We start from the raw sequence: 4,493 nt of genomic DNA on the forward strand, positions 1-4,493 counted from the left end.
GCCGGGGCCCGCGCGGCCCGCCGGGAGCGTCGCCGACCTCGCGGCGCGCGCGCTGCCCGGGGTCGTGACCCTGCGCGCCTCGGGCTCGGGCGAGGCCGGTACGGGGACCGGCTTCGTCCTCGACGGCAGGGGCCACATCCTCACCAACAACCACGTCGTCGCCCCGGCCGCCGACGGCGGCGCGCTCACCGTGACCTTCTCCGGCGGCCAGACCCTCCGCGCCGAAGTCGTCGGCAGGGACGCGGGCTACGACCTCGCCGTGGTCCGCGTGCGCGGCGTGAAGAACCTCACGCCGCTCGCCCTCGGCGACTCGGAGGGCGTCCAGGTCGGCGACCCCGTCGTGGCCCTCGGCTCGCCCTTCGACCTGCCCAACACCGTCACCTCCGGGATCATCAGCGCCAAGGAACGCCCCGTGACCGCCGCGGGCGAGGACGCCCGGGGCGACGTCTCCTACGTCGACGCGCTCCAGACCGACGCCCCGCTCAACCCCGGCAACTCCGGTGGTCCGCTCCTCGACGCCACCGGGCACGTCATCGGCGTCAACAGCGCCATAAGGTCCGCGAGCGGTACGGGCGAGGGGCAGGCCGGCAGCGTAGGGCTCGGCTTCGCGATCCCCGTCAACCAGGCCCGCTGGGTCGCGGGCGAACTCCTCGCCCACGGACGCGTCGCCCACCCCGTCATAGGAGTCGCGCTCGACTCCCGCGAGGACAGGAACGGCGCCCTCATCGGCGACGCCGAGGACGCCGTGACCCCCGGCGGCCCCGCCGACCGCGCGGGCCTCGCCCCCGGCGACCTGGTGACCGCCGCCGACGACAGGCCGGTCACCTCCAGCGAGGACCTGATCGTCCGCGTCCGCGCCCACCGCCCAGGCGACCGCCTGCGCCTCACCTACGTCCGCGAGGGCAGGGAGCACCACGCCACACTGACGCTGGCCGCGGCGGACTGAACCCCTGCGGGTGCCCCGGACGTGAACCCCCGTGCGGGGCAAGGGGAGGGAGGCAAAGACGCGGCCAAGCTTCGGCGAACCCCCGGGGCCCCTGGGGCCACAGCCGTAAACGGGACCGGCGGCACCGTACCGTCCTCGGGAGGTGCCGGGTACCGTGGAGCAGGCCCGGGAACGTGCGGTGGACGCGCCGCTCGCCGGGGACGGCGCGAGGAGTTCTCAGGTGTTCAATGACGTTGGGTTTTTCGAGGTACTGACCATTGTCGTGCTCGGCGTGATCGTCTTCGGCCCCGACAAGCTGCCGAAGATGATCCAGGACGGCATGCGTGTCCTGCGCAAGATCCGGGAGTTCACGGACAGCGCCAAGAACGACATCCGCAGCGAGCTGGGCCCCGAGTTCAAGGACTTCGAGTTCGAGGACCTGCACCCGAAGAACTTCGTGCGCAAGCAGCTCGCGAAGGGCGAGGACGAGTACGGCCTCTCCGAGATCCGCTCCAGCCTCGACTTCCGCAAGGAGATGAACGAGCTGGCGGACACGGTCCACGGCAGGGACGCCGAGAACGACGACGAGGTCGCGAAGGACGAGCGTTCCCTCACGGACCTGAGCAAGAAGGCCGAGCCCGACAACAAGGCCGACCTCACCAAGCGCCCCGCCAAGGCCGATCTCACCAAGCGCCCCGAGCCGGCCGGGGCGACCCCGCCCCCGTACGACGTCGACGCCACCTGAGCCGTCCCGCGCCTGCCCCGTCCTCACCCCTGAGCCTGTCCTCACCCCTGAGCCCGTACGCGCCGCTGAGCCGTACGCCCGCCGCACATCCCTGAAGCGCCGCCATCCCGCGCCACCGCAGCGCCTCCCCGTACCGCCACCCCGCCCCGCCGCCCCCGCTCCCCGCATCCGCCGCCCGCGTGGTTCCGCTCCGCCGTGTGACGTGTGCGCGGCGAGGGGTGGCTATCCTGCCGTGTCGGGGTCGTCGACCCCGGGAACAGCGAGGAGGCGGCCACGACGATGGAGACCACGAGTCAGGTGGACGGACAGCCCCAGGGCACGGAGGGCGCACGCCCGTCGCGTCCGGCATCCCGGCGTGACGACGCGCTCTACCGCAAGGCGGACTTCCCCTGGTACGGCCTCGACGCCGCGTACACCGGGCCGCGCTGGCTGATGCAGGCGGCCGTCGCCGGGGACGGGGCCGTCGAGCACGGCTCGCTCGGGCACGGCGAGGAGCCCTCGGTGCGGACCGAGGGCGGCGCCGACAAGGAACGCTTCGCCGCGGTCGTCACCGTCGCCGCGCACGAGGGACGGCGCACCGCCGACGGCACCGGGATGCTGGAGGCCACGACGGTCTCCTCCGCCGCGTGGCTCGCAGGCGCCGGGCTGCTCACCGTCACATGGCCGGGCCAGATCGACCACACGCTCCGCGACGACTGGCTGGACCAGCAGACGGAGGCGGCCTGGGAGCTGGCCGACGACCTCGAAGGCGAGGTCTGGTCGAGCCTGACCCTCCCCGTCGACGGCCGCCCCACCCCCTTCCACTACCGCGAGTCCGAGTACGGCTGGGTGCTCGCGGGGACCGCCGGCGAGGTCCACGTCGGGGCGTACGGCCGGGGGATGAGCGCGTACGGACTCGCCTTCAGCCGGGTCGAGGACCTGAGCGTCTACCTCTGACGGACGCGGACGCGGACACGCGGAGGGGGCGCCGTTCCTGTGAACGGCGCCCCCTCCGCGTATCCGGACTCAGAACTTGTTGCGCGGCGTGATGCCGAGCGAGAGCCCCGACAGGCCGCGCTGACGACCGCCGAGCTTGCCCGCGATCGTGCGCAGCGCGCTGCCCGCGGGGGACTCGGGGTCGGAGAGGACGACCGGGGTGCCCTCGTCGCCGCCCTCGCGCAGCCGCACGTCGATCGGGATCGCGCCCAGGACGGGGACCTGCGCGCCGGTCGTACGGGTCAGGCCGTCCGCGACGAGCTGGCCGCCGCCGGTGCCGAAGATGTCGACCATCTCGCCGCAGTGCGGGCACGGCATGCCGGACATGTTCTCGACGACGCCGACGATCTTCTGGTGCGTCTGCACCGCGATCGACCCGGCGCGCTCGGCGACCTCGGCCGCGGCCTGCTGCGGGGTCGTCACGACGAGGATCTCCGCGTTGGGCACGAGCTGGGCGACGGAGATCGCGATGTCGCCCGTGCCCGGCGGGAGGTCGAGGAGGAGGACGTCGAGGTCGCCCCAGTACACGTCGGCCAGGAACTGCTGGAGCGCGCGGTGCAGCATCGGGCCGCGCCACACGACGGGCGCGTTGCCCGGCGTGAACATCCCGATCGAGATGACCTTCACGCCGTGCGAGGACGGCGGCATGATCATGTTCTCGACCTGGGTGGGACGCCCGTCCGCGCCGAGCATGCGGGGCACGCTGTGGCCGTAGATGTCCGCGTCCACGACGCCGACCTTGAGGCCGTCGGCCGCCATCGCGGCGGCCAGGTTCACCGTCACGGAGGACTTGCCGACGCCGCCCTTGCCGGAGGCGACCGCGTAGACGCGGGTCAGGGAGCCGGGCTTCGCGAAGGGCACCTCGCGCTCGGCCTGGCCGCCGCGCAGCGCGGTCGCCAGCTCCTTGCGCTGCTCGTCGCTCATGACGTCGAGGCCGACCGTCACCGAGGTGACGCCGGGAACGGCGCCGACCGCCGCCGTGACCCGCTCGTTGATGGTGTCGCGCATCGGGCAGCCGGAGACGGTCAGGTAGACCGTGACCGCGACGGCGCCGTCCTGCGCGATCTCCACGGATTTGACCATGCCCAGCTCGGTCAGGGGCCGGTGGATCTCGGGGTCGTTCACCGTCGCGAGCGCCGCCTGGATCGCGTCCTCGCTCGGCAGTGTGGGCGTGTCGGAAGCCATGTACCCGATGGTACGGCGCCGCCGCCTCCGGCCCGACCGGGCCTCGCGTCGCCTTCGTCACCCCCGCGCCGCGCCACCCGCCCCGCGCCCGGCCGCCCCGCCCCGTCGCCCCCGCCCCGTGCCGCTCCCGCTCAGCGGCGCTCGCGCTCCGCCTCCTCCGCGGTCCGCTCCTCGATCGCCCCGCGTTCCTCCAAGTCCCGCATGAGGTCCTGGAGTTCCGACCTGATCCAGTCGCGCGTCGCGACCTCCCCGAGCCCCATGCGCAGGCTCGCCATCTCGCGGCTGAGGTACTCGGTGTCGGCGATCGACCGCTCGTTCTGCTTGCGGTCCTGCTCCAGGTTGACCCGGTCGCGGTCGTCCTGGCGGTTCTGCGCGAGGAGGATGAGCGGCGCCGCGTACGAGGCCTGGAGCGAGAGCATGAGCGTCAGGAAGATGAAGGGATAGCTGTCGAAGCGCAGCGCGTCGGGCGCGGCGATGTTCCACACCACCCACACGATGATGATGACCGTCATCCAGACGATGAACCGGCCCGTGCCGAGGAAGCGCGCGATGCGCTCCGAGGCCCGCCCGAAGGACTCCGGGTCGTAGTCGGGCACGAGCCGCCGCCGGGGGGCGCGCGGCACGTCGAGCCGCCGCCGCGAGCGCCCGGCGGCCCGGTCCTTG

Annotated in this window: 5 protein-coding genes; 3 read left to right on the forward strand and 2 right to left on the reverse strand. The window is 73.3% G+C overall.

The features are described 5' to 3' along the window. From G3I42_RS15775 to G3I42_RS15785, 3 genes are all read left to right on the forward strand, one after another. Positions 1-946 (forward strand): trypsin-like peptidase domain-containing protein (locus tag G3I42_RS15775; RefSeq protein ID WP_164286473.1); only part of this gene is annotated, 946 nt, incomplete at its 5' end. 220 nt (positions 947-1,166) lie between these two features. Continuing rightward, positions 1,167-1,670, forward strand: a complete 504-nt coding sequence (locus tag G3I42_RS15780; RefSeq protein WP_164286475.1) for a sec-independent translocase — start codon at positions 1,167-1,169, stop codon at positions 1,668-1,670. Between the two features lie 279 nt (positions 1,671-1,949). Further along, a complete protein-coding gene (locus tag G3I42_RS15785; RefSeq protein WP_164286477.1) occupies positions 1,950-2,606 on the forward strand; it encodes a hypothetical protein in 657 nt (218 codons plus the stop codon). Between the two features lie 69 nt (positions 2,607-2,675). On the opposite strand, the gene G3I42_RS15790 is transcribed toward G3I42_RS15785, so the two are convergent. Together G3I42_RS15790 and G3I42_RS15795 are read right to left on the reverse strand one after the other, a co-directional pair. Then, positions 2,676-3,809 (reverse strand): Mrp/NBP35 family ATP-binding protein, encoded by a 1,134-nt coding sequence (locus G3I42_RS15790; protein WP_009068554.1) that lies wholly within the window; start codon positions 3,807-3,809, stop codon positions 2,676-2,678. A 152-nt stretch (positions 3,810-3,961) separates the two neighbouring features. Further along, positions 3,962-4,493, reverse strand: a 532-nt coding sequence (locus G3I42_RS15795) for a DUF1003 domain-containing protein (protein WP_164286479.1), incomplete at its 5' end; no start/stop codon positions are given.

The organism is Streptomyces sp. SID11385, assembly GCF_010548245.1.
In the GTDB taxonomy this organism is placed as follows: domain Bacteria; phylum Actinomycetota; class Actinomycetes; order Streptomycetales; family Streptomycetaceae; genus Streptomyces.

Excerpts from the sequence above, each read along its gene's own strand:
- G3I42_RS15785 (WP_164286477.1), top strand. The coding sequence starts at position 1,950 with ATGGAGACCACGAGTCAGGTGGACGGACAGCCCCAGGGCACGGAGGGC.